Source organism: Alphaproteobacteria bacterium, assembly GCA_023898725.1.
Lineage (GTDB): Bacteria > Pseudomonadota > Alphaproteobacteria > JAUHZC01 > JAUHZC01.
In genome coordinates this window covers 523,225-539,885 of the sequence record CP060236.1, presented here as the reverse complement: position 1 = coordinate 539,885, position 16,661 = coordinate 523,225, and the positions used below count along the sequence as shown (strand labels likewise).

Below are 16,661 nucleotides of genomic sequence, written 5' to 3'. Positions count from 1 at the left end.
ATAATTTATCAAGAAAAATTCCTCTTCTAGGGAAACACGGGGACATCCTTCATCATCAAAGTAGCAGTGTTGCTCCCTGATATCCACGGGCGCATGTATACGCCTATCATATTCCGCACAAGCAGGGGAAAAGAGAGTGGACGGCTAACAAACCCTACCTGCACATCCGTGGTCTCTACCTTCATAAGTGCAGCACACTTTTTAAGCGCAGCCACATATCCACCCGTTGAGTCAATGAGTTTATTTTTTCTAGCTGTACTTCCTAACCACACACGTCCTTTCGCGATAGTCTCTACGTAATTATGCTCAAGATTACGGGACGTCGCAACACGATCAACAAATCGTGCATAAAGATCTTCTGCGATTGTGTCTATTTTTTCAAGCGTTTGGGGCGCAAATCCCTCTGTACTGGCAAAGGCCCCGGCTCCTTCATGTGACTTAACGGTGCCCCAGCGAACCCCGAGATAATCCCAAAGATCAGTCAACTCAAACTTACCCATCAAGACACCGATGGATCCAGTAAGTGTTCCAGGTAGTGCCACAATATGTTTTGCGGCAGTGGCGATCCAGTACCCCCCTGATCCTGCCACATTTCCTAACAAAGCAACCACAGGAATATCCTTTGCAAATGCAGCTATTTGCCGGTGTATCATCTCAGAGGCAAGGGGATCACCTCCTGGACTATCAATATGCAAAATGACAGCATCGGGTTTCTTCTTTCGCGCCTGCTTTAGTGCCTGCTGGACATAACGTGGTGTCAAATCTGATGCCTGGGATGAGTCGCTGGAACCCAAAGATATTTGGCCATGCAGGGCAACAACAATAATCTTTTTTTTCTCTGTTGTGACGTTAGTGACCGTTTTTTTCACATCCGATAAATCATTCGGCACATCCATGAGGCGGGTGTATTCTTTCACTGATAAAATATTCTGAATTTTATACCGCTCCTTAATAAGAGGACGAATTTCATCGTGGTACAAAAGTTTATCTATATACCCCGACTTTAACGCATCGCGGTCCGTTAAGGGGACTTCTTCAAGAATACGATTGGCCTCAACGAAACTGAGAGAACGGCCCTGCGATATGCCCATTACCAGCTGACGCGAAAGACCATCTACGTGATCTTTCATGACTTCACGCGCTTCTGGACTTAATGCATTGTGCGTAAACATTTCAGGGTAATTCTTGTACTCTTTTTTCGCAATAAAATGGGGGGTTACTTTAATTTTTGTAAGGGCCTCACGAACGCGTGGCACCTGCATCATAAGCCCTGTTGGTGCAAATTCTCCAAAGTGATGCATCCAGATTTCATCCGATATGCTTGCAAGGTAATAGTGGAATGTTGATGCACTGCCCCCAAAGGCAAACTTATCTGCATACGTTACCACCCATTTTTTGGCTTTTTTAAAACGGGCAAGGGCTTTGCGCAATTCTTGGCACTCTGCCACACCAAGGACGCCATCATCGATTTTAACATAGGCTCCCTTAATGCGAGGATCCTCCACAGCCCGGCGCAACCCCTCAAGAGCGCTCACAAAGGTAAAGCGCTCACCGCTAACGAGCGCCTCTTGTAGGTCGGGCATTGCAGCACCCATCAAGGCATCATTCACGACAACCTCCAAAACGGTTGCATCTTCAATGCCTTTGCTTAAAGCACCAGGGGAAATATCTCCTTTAAAAATACTCTGAAAAAGAATAGTTCCTGCAATAGCCACAACACTAAAAACAAACCCCACCAGAAGCAAACCAACCTTAATGGCACCCACGGCAAACCATAGAATAGGACCAAACATGCGCAAGGGCTGGACGACAAGATTCCAAAACAAGGTAACAAATGACTCGAACCAGGTTTTGGATGCGTTGCCTTTGGCTGGGGATGATTTTACCTTAGCACTCAGTTTTTTTGTGAATATTTTTAGCATTGTATATGTTTTTATTCCTTTGCGTCTGAGGCTTTCATCCCCATAATATTATATCCAGCATCCACGTAGTGGATTTCTCCCGTTACCCCGTGCGAAAGATCACTGAGGAAGTATACACCAGTTCCGCCTAAATCTTGTAAGGAAACATTTCGGCGCAAGGGGGCATTCTCTTTGTTCCAATTTAACATCTTTACCAAATCACCAATCCCAGAAGCAGCCAACGTGCGCACAGGTCCGGCAGAAATCGCATTCACACGAATGTTTTTCGGGCCCAAATCTGCCGCAAGATACCGAACACTTGCCTCAAGAGCAGCCTTCGCAACACCCATGACATTATAATTTGGAAGAACCTTTTCTGCCCCATAGTAACTCAATGTAATGATACTCCCACCCTCAGACATATAGGGTGCAGCCGCTGCCGCAACAGCTGTCAGCGAATAACATGAGATGTCCATCGCCTGAAGAAACTGGACACGGGTTGTATCAACATAGCGCCCACGCAAGGCATCACGATCGGCGAATGCAATGGCATGGACCACAAAATCCAACGAGCCCCATGCCTTACCAAGGGTGGCAAAAACATCAGTGATTAAAGAGTCATCAGAAACATCGCAGGGAAGAACGTGTGTTGCACCTACCGACTGTGCCAAGGGTTCTACGCGTTTCTTCAGTACATCTCCTTGATAGGTAAAGGCAAGCTCCGCCCCGTGAGCATGCAGCGCCTGAGCGATCCCCCATGCAATCGAGTTGCTGTTCGCAACCCCCATGATAATTCCTTTTTTTCCTGTCATTAACTGCGTCATATTATATCCTTGTGATATTCAAAAAAGCACATTGATAATAACGGAGTCGGCATAAAAGGCAATTCTTTCCAGTGTTTTTTGCCGCCACGGTGCCTTGCAATTCCCTCAGAGCCAGACTACATTATGCAGGAATGCTCATCAAAAAAACCATGAAACTCCTACTTTATCTCTTTTTTCTTACAGAAGTTCTTTGGGCAACAAGTTTTAGTAATGATGTTATTGCAAACGTTCGCAAGGGCGTTGTCAGTATTTCCACGCGCGTACTTAAATCCGCCTATAGTACCGCTCAAGAATCACACGGATCAGGCTTTATTGCCGATAAAAAACGCGGCCTGATCATCACAAATCGTCATGTGGTTGCCTCAGCTTCACTCGGTAAGCATGAGGTCACCTTTCATAATGGGAAACAGGTGGACGCCACTATCTACTACTATGACCCCATCTATGACTTTGCGCTCCTAAAAGTTGACCCTCGCCACATTCCCAAAGAGGCCCGACAATTAGCCTTACATCCCGAGGGAGCCAAAAGAGATGTCGATGTTTTTTTGATTGGAAAAAATGCTGGTCAGGATTTTTCCTTTCAAGTAGGGCGCGTCACAAGCATGGACGAAACAGATGGGTACATTCAGTGTCAGGCCATGCGCATAAGCGTTAATACGCGTGGAGGAAGCAGTGGTTCTGCTGTATGCGACGCCTCAGGACGTGTCATTGGCCTCAATCACTCTGGAACCGCCGATAGCCACGCTCTTGCTTTATCAGCAGGATATATCAAGCCTGTTTTGACTCATATCCAAGAAAAAGGAACGTATACTCGTCAATCTACAGGTGCGGAGTTTACATATTACTATCTTGATCGCGCCGTCAAGTATGATGCTTTTCCAACGGATATCGCCCGTGAATATGAGCGCAACTATCCTGAGTCTCAAAATAAAGTGATTGTTGTGCAAGGAACGCGCTATAAATCCCCCGCAGCCAAGGTATTGCGTCCCGGGGATATCATTTTAAAAGTCAATGGGCAAGAAACAGGATCCAATATTTGGATGATCGAAAATGCCTGTCAGGAAGGAAAGGGTGCTGTTACGTTCACTCTTGTGCGCCACGGAAAAATTCATACACTCACTGTTGGTCTTTATAGTGTCGAAGAGAACAAAATTAAACGCCTTTTTTCCTTTGCGGGGGGAGTTTTTTACGAAGCCGATGAGGGTACGCGCGCACGCCTGGGCATTGCGCCGCGCACACTTCTTTTGACCAACATCCAACCAGGTGGAGGGCTTCACCAAAAGTTCGAATCTCTTATGTGGGAGAAGGCGCCTCAATTCATTTGCATCCGACGCATTAATAATATTGGTGTAAAGTCTCTTGATGATTTTATTGGTGTTATCAAAACATTTGCATTCGGTGATCGTTTTAGCATCCACTATAAAAACTTTGGTGCGTGGGTGGGTTATAACGGAGAACTCCGCCATTCGCGTCCTCTCCTGGCTGCAGAGGGGGATTTATATCCAAGCGATGGTCCCCCCCTTATTCATGAGCTCAATACAAAAACACACGTGTGGGAGACCAAAAATCTGTGGAAAGATACACCCAGGCACTAGGCATAAAACCAGCTCGTGTGGGCCACATTGAGGATTGACGAAAAGACAAGGAAACGTCATACCTGAGAGGAAAAAATACTGGAGTCATTATGAAAAATTTATTACGCCTCATTATAGTGGGGCTTCTAAGTGGATGTGCCGGGAACGTGGATAAAACAGGCGGAACCCCCCAAACAACGGATGACGTTCGCGAAGCAGCAGCGGGAAACTTTCTGGGAAAAGGCATTACCATTGGGGGCAGTCGTGAGTATAATGGTGGTGAGAACGCCTATCTTGGTATAAACAGTTACTTATGGCAAGCATCGTTAGATGCTGTTCAGGCTTTTCCTCTGCGATCAGCAGATTCCAATGGTGGCATGATTATTACCGAATGGCAAACACCTCCTGAGTCTTCAAACGAACGCCTGAAGGTAGATATCCATATCTTGGGCAAAAAGCTTACACCCGCAAACTTGCGGGTGCGTGTATTCCGGCAAACACGGCAACCTAAAAGTGGTTCATCGTGGACGGATGTGCCTATTGATAAAAGCACCAACCGAAGCATGGAAGATACGATTCTCACCAATGCGCGTAAACTACGTATCCAAGCACTTGGGGGATAATTGTGATGGCTGGAACGGTTTATACACCTAGAGCTATTGAAAAAAAATGGCAGGCTCTCTGGGAAAAGGAAAACACCTACAAAACCACAGATAGAAACAATGCTGAGAAATTTTATGTGCTGGAAATGTTTCCCTATCCCTCAGGCAAGCTTCACATGGGGCACGTCCGTAACTATATGTTAGGAGATGTGCTGGCTCGTTTCAAACGCGCTCATGGTTATGACGTTCTACATCCTATGGGATGGGATGCCTTTGGGCTTCCAGCTGAGAATGCTGCTATGGAGCATGGGGAACACCCGCGCGTGTGGACCTATCAAAATATAGCGATTATGCGAGATCAGTTCAAATCTTTAGGTTTTTCTTTTGACTGGGATAAAGAAATTGCCTCTTGTCATCCAGGATATTATGGTCTGGAGCAAAAAATTTTTCTGAGACTCTATCAAAAGGGTCTTATTTACCGTAAAGAGGCTACCGTTAATTGGGATCCTGTGGAAAATACAGTCCTTGCTAATGAACAAGTCATTGATGGCAAGGGATGGCGGTCCGGTGCGCTCATTGAGCGAAAAACACTCAACCAGTGGTTCGTGAACATTACAGCCTACGCCGACGAATTACTTGCTGATTTGGAGACGCTGACGGGTTGGCCAGAAAAAGTTCGCACTATGCAGCGCAACTGGATTGGGAAATCAACCGGTGCACGCATTGCCTTTCAACACTGTGGTGCACCAGAAAAATCCATTGATGTTTTCACAACACGGCCTGATACAATTTTTGGTGCTTCTTTTATAGCCCTTGCGCCTACGCATCCTCTTTCTTTAACGCTTGCCCAAAACAATCCACAAATTGCCACATTTATTACACACTGCGCACGCCTTGGCACAGCCCAAGAAAACATTGATAAAGCAGAAAAAGAAGGCGTGGATACAGGCATACGGGTTTTTAATCCCCTCAACCCCACGCAAGAAATTCCAGTATACGTGGCAAATTTCGTATTAATGGGATACGGAACTGGGGCGATTTTTGGGTGTCCTGCCCACGATCAACGTGACATGGACTTTGCCCGTAAATATGCATTACCCATTCGCCCCGTCATTGATCCTGATGCACAGGGACGTTCAGCGACCCCTTATAACCCTGACTGTGCCTACACAGGCGGGGGAACAATCATAAATTCAGATTTTCTTAATGGTCTTTCGTGCGCAGAAGCCAAAGAAAAAGTGATAGATGCGCTCAAAGAAACAAACACTGGATTTTTTGAAACTACGTATCGCTTGCGCGATTGGGGGGTTTCACGACAACGTTATTGGGGATGCCCCATTCCCTTCATTCACTGTGAAAGCTGTGGGATTATTCCTGTTCCCGAAGAGCAGTTACCTGTTATCCTCCCTGACGATGTGACATTTAATTTACCCGGGAATCCTTTAGAGAATCACCCAACCTGGAAAAACACCACTTGCCCTAACTGCGCACAACCTGCACAACGGGAAACAGACACGTTGGATACTTTCTTTGAATCCTCGTGGTATTTTGCACGCTTTTGTGACACACGCACCTTGGATGTCATCAACACGGATGCTTGTAATCGTCTCATGCCTGTGGATCAATATATTGGGGGGGTGGAGCATGCAATCTTACATCTTCTCTACGCACGTTTTTTCACTAAGGCCTTGCGTGATTGTGGATTTTTCTCCATTGATGAGCCCTTCCGCGGTCTTCTAACCCAGGGTATGGTGTGCCATGAAAGCTATCGCCATTCAAGCGGTGCCTGGCTCAAACCCGAGGAGGTCTCTACAACAACCGGAGGGAGTGTTATCTGTAAAGCAGATAACACTCCTGTGGTTGTCGGGCGATCAGAAAAAATGAGTAAATCCAAGAAAAATGTTGTTGATCCTGAGGCAATCATGAAGGATTACGGCGTTGATACCACACGGCTTTTTACGATTTCAGATAGTCCACCTGAACGTGACTTTGAGTGGTCAGAGACGGGATTGCAGGGAACATGGAAGTTCCTTAACCGGTTTTGGCGTGTTCTTATGGAAACGCATCCTATTGCTGCCTCGCTCGCGTCCCCTCAACCCGATGCATTCCTTAAGCGCTTGCATCAATTGCTTCAAAAAGCAACGGATAGCATTGCTGCCATTCACCTCAATCTTTACGTGGCAAGCCTACGTGAAATGATTACAGTGATGGATGAGGCGCTACAAAGTAAGGCCAGCGCACACACACTGAATGCAATGCGGCGCATCATTCTTGGGGCTTCTCATCCTGCGATTCCTCATATAACGGCAGAACTATGGCAGATTTTTGGATACGATGGAGCACTTCACGATACCCCATGGCCCTCCATCGATGCCTCCTTAGTAATCCCAGACACCATTACATATGGTGTGCAAGTGAATGGAAAACTACGAGGAACATTAGATGTAGCTATCGAAACTCCCGATCATGATGTGACAGAACGTGCCCTACAGTTGGATAATGTCAAACGCCTTATCCAAAATCATACGATCAAAAAGATTATTTTTGTACCTAAAAGGATTATCAACATTGTTATTATTCCTGCATAGATTTACATATATATGTGTACTCTGCCTCATGAGTGGATGCAGCGTAACCCCCCTCAATAATATTACGTTCACGGAAGGGGGAGACCTTGGTCATCTTGATATTTATGTGGGGCCCATTCCTGAAAAGCAGGGTGTTTTATTGCGTCAACATTTAGAGATGCATTTCACCCAAGGGAAAAGGGACAAAAATTCTCGCTATCACCTGCTCGTCATTTTTCAAGATAGTGAACGCGGTATCGGAATTTCATCCAAAAATACGGATTCACGCAAGGAAATAGAAGGACGAGCAAGCTTCCGTCTTCTTGATCACAAAGCCGGCGTAACTGTCTGTCAGGGTAGTGCTCTTTTGCACGGTGCTTACTCTGTAAGTGGCCACACAACATTCTCGGCATACGCAACGCACATTGCCCAGCGCGATACCAAAGAAAAAATTCTTGCACCGCTGGCAGAGGATATTGCCCATCAAATTCGTGTGCATTTTTCCCACGAGAGGTCTCTTACAAACGTTTCTGATGGGGTTAAATGAAAATCAATGCCCAAAAACTCTGTTCGTTTTTAACGTCACCTTACTCAGGGCGTCTTTTGGTTATCTACGGTCCTCATGGAACCTTGAATAATGCACTTGCTACTGCCATTGCATACGGGGTTTCCGATGCACGTGGTCTTTCTGTAGCATTTCCGGATACACTAACGCCATCACTCCTGCGCACCTACATGGAAGGGGCCTCTACACTTTTTCCAGAAAACACTACTAAGGCACTGCCCTTGATAGGAGGCGTAAAAGATACGGACACACCGACACTGCTCGAAGCAATCACGCAAACACCAACGTCTGAGGTTCCTCTTATTTGTGCTTCAGATACCCTCAATACGCGCTCAAAACTAGTAAAACATGCAAATGATTCTTCGATTTTTCATGCTGCGGGTGTCTACGATTCAACACCTGATATGCGACGCCTATTGCTTTCGGTGTTTGCTCGCCACCACCACATGTTCATTCCAGAGAAGATTCTTCTTTTCATCGCCAACCATACCAATGAAGAATGTAATTTCGAGGATCTTGCGAAAAAAATTGGTCTTTTTGTGCATGGGAACAAAGAGGTGAGACCCTCAGAAATCACAACCCTTATTGGTAGTCTTTCTACTGATGTATCGGATCTTGTCTGGGGATTTTTTGAAAAATCCCCCAACCGCTTCGCTCTCCTCAATGATCACCTTCTTACAACTGCCACAGCCATGTCTTTCATTCGACAAACACTTCACATTACCAAACAACTACTGAGTGTGCAGGAACAAATACAAGCCGGGAAATCCCTTGAAGCCGCTATATCACTTCTAAATCCCCCAGTATTGTTTACAATCAAACCCCGTTTTGAACGACTCTGCCGGACGTACACAGCACTTGAGCTGCTCAAAATCCTCAGTATGTTAAATTACCTTGAAGTTCAAGCAAAGTGTGCACCGGACATATTACTCACAGAGTGCACTGACGCCTTTCTTAAGGCTTAAAACTCATCTTTATTTTCAGCTGAGAACATCTGCATAAACCCGCAAGGTCATCTGTGCCATGCGTTCTTCGGCATAATTTTCAACAATGTGCTTACGAACGTTACGGGAATACTGTGCACGCTTATCGGGCGACATGCGCTCAAATGCATTCACAGCGTGTACTAAGGCCTGTGGATCGTGAGGAGGAACAAGAACACCATACAGCCCATTACGGGTTTGCTCTAAGGATCCGCCATGATTAGTTCCTATATAGGGCCTTCCCATGGCTAGTGCTTCTGTTGTAATACGCCCGAAAGCTTCTGGATCGGTGGAGCATGAAAAAACAATATCAGCAGCAGCATAGGCCACAACTAAATCATCAAGCTTTGTCACAAATATCACAGGCATTGTAAGTTTTGATGCTTTCTTTTTAAGTGTCTCTGCATACCCTTTGCGGCCCTGGTGATCACCGGCGATCACTACAGCAAAAACATCAGGATTAAGGCTTTTGGCTGCCTCAAGAAGAACATGATGCCCCTTCAGTGCCGTCAGACGCCCAGGAAGAAAGAGAATTTTACGAAACCGTTGGATATTATGATTGGCATAAAAAGCATCGATATCTGCAGTGGAAACACGCTCAGGATCAAAGTGATGCACATCAATTCCTGCTGGAATACAAGCAATGCGGGGATTCAGATGAGCAAATGTCTTACGAATATGCCTCGCGACAAATTCAGAGATCGCAATCACATACACCCCACGCACCATGATAGAGTTATATAAGGCCTTGAGACTATTGGTTTGATTGTAAACGCCGTGAAAGCTTGTCATAAAAGGAAGACGTAAGAGCTTGCAGGCAAAATAGCAGGACCACGCCGGTGCGCGCGAGCGTGCATGTACCAAGCTAATTTTATGTTTTTTGATAACGCGCATAAGAGAAAATATGTTTCTCATAATATGCCAAGGGGTACGACGGTGAAGATTAGGAATACAAATATGATTCTGACCGAGTTCTCCTGCGAGCCTTCCCCCACTACTGGCCACAAAAAACCGGTTGTTTTGACCGGCAAGTGCTATGAGTTGCTTGGTAGTTTGAATCGTTACCCGTTCGAGGCCACCCGTTTCAAGAGCAGGAACAACTTGCAAGATACGTTTCTTTTTCATCAATATACGCTGAATGACCCGTATGCATCATCAGGCAGAATGCCCCAAACATCAAGATCAAAGTAAAAACAATCTTACTAAAATAAAAGCATGGTATGTGTTCCGGATGATCACAGAATATTCTGTAAAATATTTTTATTCCTATGGCTGTAAAAAATCTGCAAAGAAATAGATCTTCTCAAAAAAGCCATCGCCTGCGTATAAACACCAAAGAGAAAAACAAGCAGAATGTCCGGTCCTTCATCGAAAAAGGATACCATGAAAGATTCACAGCCATTGTTCTTGACCACACAAAGCAAGAGAAGATTTTTTATGTATCAACAGCTATTATTTACTACGCAACATTCTCATCCTACGGACCCAAGGAAACACAAAAGAATATGACTCAATCACCACATCGGCAAAAAAAGAGTCCTCCTATTCGCCTGCGTATGAACAATTACCTGTCATTTTCTTCAATACAATAGAACCTGTTCTAGGTGTTATGCCAAAGCCGCATCGTCATTTGTTTTCACTGAGGCTTGTTTGACAACACTCACCATGGCCGGGCGTAGAAGTCTCTCCTGAATCGTATATCCCGTCTGCATAACCATCGCAACAGTGCCTGGTGTTTTCGTCGCATCTTCTACTTCCATGACCGCTTGGTGAATATGAGCATCAAATGATTGATTCAGGGCGTCAACAGGCTTAATGTTGAATTTTTCAAAAATAGACAACAGTTGCTTTTGGGTCATTTCAACTCCTTCCCGCACAGGTGCTGGAGAATCACTCAGACTTTGTAGTGCACGCTCAAGATTATCCGCAACCGCTAACATTTCTCGAGCGAACCCAGTCATCCCAAATTTCAGGGCATCCTCTTTTTCCTTTAGCGCACGTTTGCGGACATTCTCAGCCTCGGCAAGGGCGCGCATAAGCTGATTGCGCAATTGTTCTACCTCCTCCTCGGAGGATTTTTCTGAGTCAAGACAAGCACTCGCGGATGATTGCTCATCCGTGTTTTCAGCAATGTCATCTCCGTGAGAAAGTGTTGCATCCTCTGTCTGGAGGTCCGCCGGTTCCTGTTTGTGTGTATCGTTCATCAAAAACTCCTTTTATTTGTGGGGGCGCGCAGGCCCTTTTTGTGGTTAATTAAAAACCTGAGATAAAAACCTTGCGGTATAGTTGATCATCGGAATTACTTTGCTGTAATTTAAAGCCGTAGGCCCTATCACACCAATCGTTCCCAGGATAATCCCTTGAGAGTTTGTATAGGGTGATATAACCATGGCACTTTCACTGTGGGCAAAAAGAGGATTCTCCGCCCCAATGAAAATCTGAATACCGCGGGCTTGTACAGCAGCTTCCATTAGCATCGACAGATTCTCATGATTTTCAAGAGAAATAAGAAGCTGGCGCATATGGCCCAAATCTTTTTCAATCGTCCGATCGTTTATAAGGTTAGCAGCCCCACGCACAATCAACTGTTTGCGTCTATTCTTCGTATGAATAATTTCCAGACCCTTGGCAATGAGATCTTGCGTAAGGGCATCAAGCGAACTCTGGTCTTGGCGGAAGCGCTCTTGAATACCAGAAAAAATAGCAGAAAGTGTTTGGCCCTGGGTTTGGTGATTAATAAAATTTTCTGCTTGCTGAAGGATATTCATATCAATGGTTGTTGTCGTCTCAAGAATTCTGTTTTCAATGCGCCCATCTTGAAACATTAAAACCATCAAAAGGCGGAAATCAGAAAGGGGAACAAACTTAATGTTATCGACTGTTTCATTCACTTGTGGAGCACTGATAATACCCGCACACTGACTAAGGTGCGAAAGTGTTGAAGAAACCTGCTTGAGTTTCTCATCAAGCGATCCGGCACGGTCAACGGTGCGTATTTGCTGGGTAATTCTTTCTTTTTCATCCCCTGTCATATCTTGAATTTCCATGATATGACGCACAAAAAACCGCAGACCCTCTTCTGTGGGAAGGCGCCCTGCTGATTTATGAGGCGCATATAAATACCCCTGCTGTTCAAGATCACTCATCACATTACGGAGTGTTGCTGAAGAAAGCGAAATATCATTCCTCTGTGCTAAGGTTTGCGACCCCACTGGCACACCCGAGTCCCAATAGGACTCGATGACATAGGACAGTATCTGTCGCTCCCTCGGTGTTAAATGATGGGTCATGTGTGTTGTATGTGCGTGTCTACTATAATTAAATGATCCTCTTGCAGGAAAAAATCAACTTTTTATACACAAGTCCGCAAGATTTAGCTACGTTATAGCAAAATTAGGTTTCAAAAACAACACGGAGTTAAACAATGAGACAGAATTCCCGCAAATTTAATGAGATGCGCCCCGTTGAGATTATTCCGGGGTTTAATCCGTATGCCGAGGGATCGTGCCTTATTAAAATGGGGAACACGCATGTCATTTGCACAGCAACCGTTGAGGAGAAAGTCCCCCCCTTCTTGCGAGGAAAGGGCGAAGGTTGGGTAACCGCAGAATATGGCATGCTCCCTCGGGCCACACAGCAGCGCGTTGATCGCGAGGCGGCAAAAGGAAAACCAACAGGACGAACCCAGGAAATACAACGCCTTATCGGACGGGCCTTACGGGCTGCTGTCGATATGAAAAAATTAGGTGAGCGACAGATTCGTCTTGACTGTGACGTAATCCAGGCAGATGGCGGAACGCGCACTGCCGCAATCACAGGATCATACGTAGCACTTTCTCTGGCTATTAGCACGCTCTTGGCAAAGAAAACTCTTGCCGAGACTCCGCTCATCCACCAAGTTGCAGCGATTTCCTGTGGGTTAGTAAAAGGCGCATGCGTCCTTGATCTTGACTATGAAGAAGATAGCAATGCCCAAGCCGATGCGAACTTCGTTTTGACAAGCGCAGGTGAAATCATTGAGATTCAAATGACAGCCGAGGAACAACCTTTTGCACAAGATACCCTAACCAAGATGATGGCTTTAGCCATCGCTGGAGCAAAAAACCTCTGTGATTGCCAAAATGCTTGTTTAAAAAAACATCGCGCCAATGATCTACAAAAACACTTTTCAACACTCTAGCCCTAACAAAATGACATCCCCTTTGCTATGATCAAAAAACGTATAGGCATTCCCTTTGGCTTTTGGCCTTTGCATATATATGAGCAGTGCAAAAACCATGCACGCATCCTGGCTATTGTTTCAAGTGACGCAAAAGCAAAAGAGCTCCAGCATGCCTTAGCACAAACGGTTTCAGACCACCGCATTATTTATATTCCTTCCTGGAATTGCCCGCCCTATGATCGCAAAGGTCCACGCAAAAGTATTCTAGCTGCACAAAACTATGCCCTCGAATTCCTGTCCCAACCTGACAAGCCCGAAATTGTAATCACATCGATACGTGGGGCTATGCAACTATATCCTCCTCTTTCTTCGGGGAAAAACCGTGTGCGCACTGTTTTCAAAAACCAGGATTTCCCTCAGAATGAATGGTTCTCATTTCTGGAAGAAGGTGGGTATTTGCGGGTAGATACAGTACGCGCGGAGGGCGAATATGCCCTACGGGGTGGAATTGTCGATATTTTTCCATTAAATGGAGATTGGCCTTTACGGATAGACTTATTTGATACACAGGTAGAAAAAATCTATCTTTTTGATCCCCACACACAACGGCGCACGGAGGAGATTACCCAGGCTGATATCCCTTCTGGGGGATCTTCTTTGACAGGAGATCAAAAGGAAAAAGCACAGCAACGATTTTGTGCATACTTTAAAGACTTGGGTTCTAATCATTCCCTTTACGAAGCCATCGGTACCCATAAACCGCATCCAGAGCTTGCCTTTTTGGGCGAAATATCTCACGGCACAATGCATTCTTTATTTGCACATGCACGGCCCTCACATATTGTAATGGATGGAGATTTATCAAAACAAAACCAGGATTTTTACGCAGAAGTATCCTCACATTATGAGGCACGTCTCAATGCAGCAGATGCATACGTTCTGCCCCCTGAAAAAATTTATATAGCCCCCTCTTTATTACAAAAAGAGCTCAGGGCTATTCCCGACATACAAATCTTAGATTCCCTGCTACAGGGAGGGAAATTTGACCCTAGCGAGCCACACTCCTTGGTACAGGCAGGCTACATCAGAGATGTGCGCCATCATGTCGGCGATAAAACTTCCGATTGCACACAGACCATCAAGACCTTAGTCGGCCACGTACACAAGGATAAACGCATTCTACACCTGAGTATTTCTTCTCCTGGAAACAAACAACGCCTTATAGACGTCCTCGGGGTTTTGGGTATTCACCCAAAACAAGGGCGTGGGGTTCGTGATTTTTTTACTCTCCCCTCCCAACACAACACTGTTCCTGCGAAACCCCTCGTTTATTTACAACCCTTACCGTACCTTCATGGGTGTGTTTTTGAGAGTCACGTCATTGTTCCTGACACAGACCTGCTGCCTGTCCCTACAAACGTACGCAAGCGATCTCCTGATGTTGATTTATTCATTTCAGAGGCTAATGCTTTGGCAGCAGGTGATTATATCGTGCACGAAGATCACGGCATTGGTCAGTTTCTAGGCCTTGAGGTGCTTGATATTTTGGGGGCTCCCCATGATTGTGTCGTGTTAACTTACCAACAAGGAGATAAGCTCTTTGTACCTGTTGAAAATATTGACATGCTTTCCCGTTATGGCAGTCAAGATGCTTCAGTTGTTCTTGATAAACTTGGCCATCAAACCTGGCAAAAGCGCAAAGAAGGGGTGCGGAAAGATTTGTTGGCAATCGCCCGCGATCTGATTAATGTTGCTGCGTCTCGTGAAGAAACGCCGGCACCCGCCTTTCCTACAGTAGGTTTGTACAATGAGGTAGTGGCCCGGTTCACGTATACACCCACACCTGATCAAGAAAAAGCCATCGCTGATGTAGAGGAAGATCTCTCTTCGGGAAAGTTAATGGATCGATTGATTTGCGGGGATGTTGGTTTTGGAAAAACAGAAGTAGCTATGCGCGCAGCAGCACAAGTTGCCGCACATGGCGCTCAAGTAGCCGTGGTTGTTCCAACCACTCTTCTTGCACGGCAACACTATGCAGGTTTTGTTGCCAGATTTGAAGGGTTACCCCTGGTTATTAAACAGCTATCTCGCTTTACAAAACCCTCTGAGGTAAACGCCATCAAGCAAGGTCTTCGCGATGGAAACGTTAATATTGTCATCGGCACGCATGGCCTATTGCACCAAAGTGTGACATTTCAAAATTTGGGACTTCTCATTGTTGACGAAGAACAACATTTTGGGGTCAAACAAAAAGAATCTCTGAAAAAAATAGCCACAGACTTACATGTGCTGACACTGACAGCCACACCCATTCCCCGCACGTTGCAAATGTCTTTAACGGGTGTGCGCGAACTCAGCATCATCGCAAGCCCTCCTATTGATCGTTTACCTGTCTATACGCAGGTCTCAGAAGATAAAACACCTGTTCTCACAGAAGCCCTCTTGCGGGAAAAATCCAGACAAGGCCTCAGTTTTATTGTATGTCCACGGCTAAAGGATTTGGATGATATGAAGGAGCGCATTGTTAAAATTGCACCTGATTTAACACTTGCTGTTGCCCATGGCCAAATGCATCGCAATGATCTTGATACAGTGATGACAGACTTTGCCGATCAAAAATTTGATGTTTTAATTGCGACGAATATTATCGAATCTGGTTTAGATATTCCGATAGCAAACACGCTTATTGTCCATCGCGCCGATATGTTTGGTCTTGCACAGCTTTACCAATTACGCGGGCGTGTGGGGCGTGGAAATGTACGTGGGTATGCGTACTTAACATACCCACAGCACACCATTCTGACGCAACAAGCGCGCCGCCGCCTAGAGGTTTTGGAAAGTCTTGATCAGTTAGGAGCTGGGTTTCAATTGGCAAGCTATGATCTTGATATTCGTGGCTGTGGTAATATTTTGGGAGAACAACAGTCAGGACATGTCCGGGAAGTTGGTATGGAAATGTATCAACAAATGCTTCAAGAAGCCCTGGCGGCACTCAAACAAAATCCTCAAGCGACGCACATACCTCGAGGAGAGTATTCCCAATCGCCACAAATCAATCTTGGATTTCCGGTCTTATTACCAGAATCATATGTGTCAGATCTTTCAACGCGCCTAGATTTATATCGTAGAAGCGCGCAGTGTACATCACCAGATGCACTGGATGATCTTCGTTATGAAATGATCGATCGCTTTGGGAAACTACCTGAAGAAGCAATCAACTTCTTTGAGGTGTTACACGTAAAGATTCGCTGCAAGGCCCTGGCGATTGCACGCGTCAATGTAGGAGACAAAGGTGTTGTTATTACATTCTACCCTAACGGAATCGAAAATCCTGACCGCTTGATTGCCTATATTCACCAGAATAATAAAACGGTAAAGCTACATCCTGATCAAAAACTCGTTTTTATCCGCTTGTGGAAAAGCGCATCCCAGCAATTACAAGGACTTAAGGAGATTCTCAACGCTTTACAAAAAGTGCTCTAA

General features: G+C 45.4%; 13 protein-coding genes. 8 read left to right on the top strand and 5 right to left on the bottom strand.

Features of this window, described 5'->3' with window-relative positions; translation table 11 throughout:
- Window positions 1–26: 26 nt before the first annotated feature.
- Both H6849_02375 and H6849_02370 read right to left on the bottom strand, forming a co-directional pair.
- The gene (locus tag H6849_02375; protein ID USO01864.1) at window positions 27–1,922 is read right to left on the bottom strand and encodes a S49 family peptidase; all 1,896 of its coding nucleotides are present in this window, start codon (window positions 1,920–1,922) and stop codon (window positions 27–29) included.
- A gap of 11 nt (window positions 1,923–1,933) precedes the next feature.
- Complete coding sequence (locus H6849_02370) at window positions 1,934–2,713, bottom strand: enoyl-ACP reductase (GenBank protein USO01907.1); 780 nt, start codon at window positions 2,711–2,713, stop codon at window positions 1,934–1,936.
- A 161-nt stretch (window positions 2,714–2,874) separates the two neighbouring features.
- Between H6849_02370 and H6849_02365 the strand changes: the two genes are divergently transcribed.
- The 5 genes from H6849_02365 (at window position 2,875) to H6849_02345 (ending at window position 8,998) form a co-directional block, all read left to right on the top strand.
- Entirely contained in the window at window positions 2,875–4,320 is a 1,446-nt protein-coding gene (locus H6849_02365; protein ID USO01863.1) for a serine protease, read from the top strand.
- 89 nt (window positions 4,321–4,409) lie between these two features.
- On the top strand, window positions 4,410–4,922 hold the full coding sequence (locus H6849_02360; GenBank protein USO01862.1) for a DUF3576 domain-containing protein: 513 nt from the start codon (window positions 4,410–4,412) through the stop codon (window positions 4,920–4,922).
- A 5-nt stretch (window positions 4,923–4,927) separates the two neighbouring features.
- Entirely contained in the window at window positions 4,928–7,489 is a 2,562-nt protein-coding gene (locus H6849_02355) for a leucine--tRNA ligase (protein ID USO01861.1), read from the top strand.
- A gap of 28 nt (window positions 7,490–7,517) precedes the next feature.
- Window positions 7,518–8,015, top strand: coding sequence for a hypothetical protein (locus H6849_02350; protein ID USO01860.1), 498 nt, complete (start codon window positions 7,518–7,520; stop codon window positions 8,013–8,015).
- Window positions 8,012–8,998 carry a hypothetical protein gene (locus H6849_02345; GenBank protein USO01859.1) on the top strand — a complete coding sequence of 329 codons (987 nt, stop codon included), beginning with the start codon at window positions 8,012–8,014 and terminating at the stop codon, window positions 8,996–8,998. Before H6849_02350 ends, H6849_02345 begins: the two co-directional genes overlap by 4 nt.
- 15 nt (window positions 8,999–9,013) lie before the next feature.
- On the opposite strand, the gene H6849_02340 is transcribed toward H6849_02345, so the two are convergent.
- Window positions 9,014–10,141, bottom strand: coding sequence for a glycosyltransferase family 4 protein (locus tag H6849_02340; GenBank protein ID USO01858.1), 1,128 nt, complete (start codon window positions 10,139–10,141; stop codon window positions 9,014–9,016).
- Between the two features lie 143 nt (window positions 10,142–10,284).
- On the opposite strand from H6849_02340, the gene H6849_02335 reads away from it, so the two are divergent.
- A complete protein-coding gene (locus H6849_02335) occupies window positions 10,285–10,608 on the top strand; it encodes a hypothetical protein (protein USO01857.1) in 324 nt (107 codons plus the stop codon).
- 15 nt (window positions 10,609–10,623) lie between these two features.
- Here H6849_02335 and H6849_02330 read toward each other — a convergent pair whose 3' ends face one another.
- Both H6849_02330 and hrcA read right to left on the bottom strand, forming a co-directional pair.
- On the bottom strand, window positions 10,624–11,220 hold the full coding sequence (locus H6849_02330; protein USO01856.1) for a nucleotide exchange factor GrpE: 597 nt from the start codon (window positions 11,218–11,220) through the stop codon (window positions 10,624–10,626).
- Window positions 11,221–11,265: 45 nt separating this feature from the next.
- Complete coding sequence (gene hrcA, locus H6849_02325; protein ID USO01855.1) at window positions 11,266–12,306, bottom strand: heat-inducible transcription repressor HrcA; 1,041 nt, start codon at window positions 12,304–12,306, stop codon at window positions 11,266–11,268.
- 134 nt (window positions 12,307–12,440) lie between these two features.
- Between hrcA and rph the strand changes: the two genes are divergently transcribed.
- Window positions 12,441–13,196, top strand: a complete 756-nt coding sequence (gene rph / locus H6849_02320; GenBank protein USO01854.1) for a ribonuclease PH — start codon at window positions 12,441–12,443, stop codon at window positions 13,194–13,196.
- Between the two features lie 27 nt (window positions 13,197–13,223).
- A complete protein-coding gene (gene mfd / locus H6849_02315; GenBank protein ID USO01853.1) occupies window positions 13,224–16,661 on the top strand; it encodes a transcription-repair coupling factor in 3,438 nt (1,145 codons plus the stop codon).